The organism is Kitasatospora sp. NPDC057512 (assembly GCF_042802135.1).
Taxonomy (GTDB): Bacteria; Actinomycetota; Actinomycetes; order Streptomycetales; family Streptomycetaceae; genus Kitasatospora.
The window spans coordinates 1-1,397 of the sequence record NZ_JBHVET010001219.1 but is presented as its reverse complement, the minus strand read 5'-3'; the positions used below and the strand labels follow the sequence as shown (position 1 = coordinate 1,397).

Below are 1,397 nucleotides of genomic sequence, written 5' to 3'. Positions count from 1 at the left end.
CGAACAGCCCCGCGGCCGTCCCCCCCCCGCGGGCCCCCCCCCCCCGGGGGGGCCGGCGCCGGCGCCCCCCCCCCCCCCGGGGGGCCGGCCCGGCCCCCGGCGCCCCCCCGGGGGGGGCCCCCCCCACGACGGGGACCGTCCCCTCCTCCACGGCGGCGCCCAGTTCACCCCGCAGCTCGGCCACGATGCCGACCAGCACGCGGATCAGTTCCTCCGCCTCCGTCACGCCGGCCTCGGCCTGCCGTTGCGCCTGCCTGGCCAGATCCAGTGCCTGCCGCGCGGCCGACGGCCCTGCCGCGGGCGACGGGAGTCCCCTGGCTGCCAGGCCGGCCCGTTCGTGCAGCTGACCGGCACGTGCCAGGAGCACCGCCTGGGCTCGGGGGTCCGTCACGCGATCGTGGATCAGCTGCCGGAGCAGGTGCCACGGGATGTCCTTCTCCGCGGAGCGGTACTCGCTCCAGCTGGTCTTGCCGGCCGGGTACCGGCGCGCGAGCTCGCGGACGGTGAGCCCGGAGGTCACCTCCCGCACCAACCCGGCCAGGTCGTTCGCCTCCTCGGTCTCCCCCTTGAACCGCCCCTGCGGGCGTCCGGCGCTCCCCATCCCCTGCCCCCTGCCATGTCCGTGGTCAATCCGGGTTGTCCGCTGTTCACCTGGGCCGTGGCCGAGTCTTGTAGATGGACAATCAAATACGCCCGCACTGTGGGAGCTCCACCGGGTCTTCGGACAACTTGTCGCGGCCTGCGACGGGACACGCCGGCCGGGACCTCCGGTGCCGGAGCCGGGGCTGCGCCGTCCCGCGAGGGCGGTCACCCCCGCGGCCCCGGCCTCGGCAACCACCGCACTCGAAGGAGCTCTCCGTGATCAAGAAGCACCTCGCGACGGTCCTCGCGGCCGCGGTCCTCGCCGGAGGCTTCGTCGGCCTCTCCGCCGGCGCGGCCCACGCCTCCCCCCGGGTCAACAAGTGCGGGAGCGCATACGACTTCAAGCGGAGCTGGGACATCACCGACAACTCCAGCGCGGGCCCGGTGGTCGGCTTCATCGACATCTACTACAACAGCGGGAACGGGTACAACTGCGCGATCGCCCGCGGAAGCGACGCGGCGGTCACCGGCCAGCACGAGATCTACGTCGCGATACGGCGCTCCGGAACGGACCGCTGGATCGACGACGGCGCCGGCAGCAACTACACCCAGTACGCGGGCCCGGTCTACGCGTACGCCAAGGGGGCCTGCATCGACTTCGTCGGGGGGCTGAAGTACAACGAGTTCACCGGGCAAGGGGGTTCGGGCTACGGCTCCAAGCACTGCGGCTGAACCATCGCCGGGCGGCGGGGCCCGTTCGAGCGGGCCGGCCGTCGCCCCCTGACGGGGCGCCGGGGAGTCGGCACCACGAACCC

General features: G+C 74.2%; 1 protein-coding gene. It reads left to right on the top strand.

Going from position 1 to position 1,397, the window contains the following annotated elements; all coding sequences use genetic code 11:
• Positions 1-858: 858 nt before the first annotated feature.
• Positions 859-1,314, top strand: a complete 456-nt coding sequence (locus tag ACFU6K_RS39040; protein WP_380671431.1) for a hypothetical protein — start codon at positions 859-861, stop codon at positions 1,312-1,314.
• Positions 1,315-1,397: the final 83 nt, after the last annotated feature.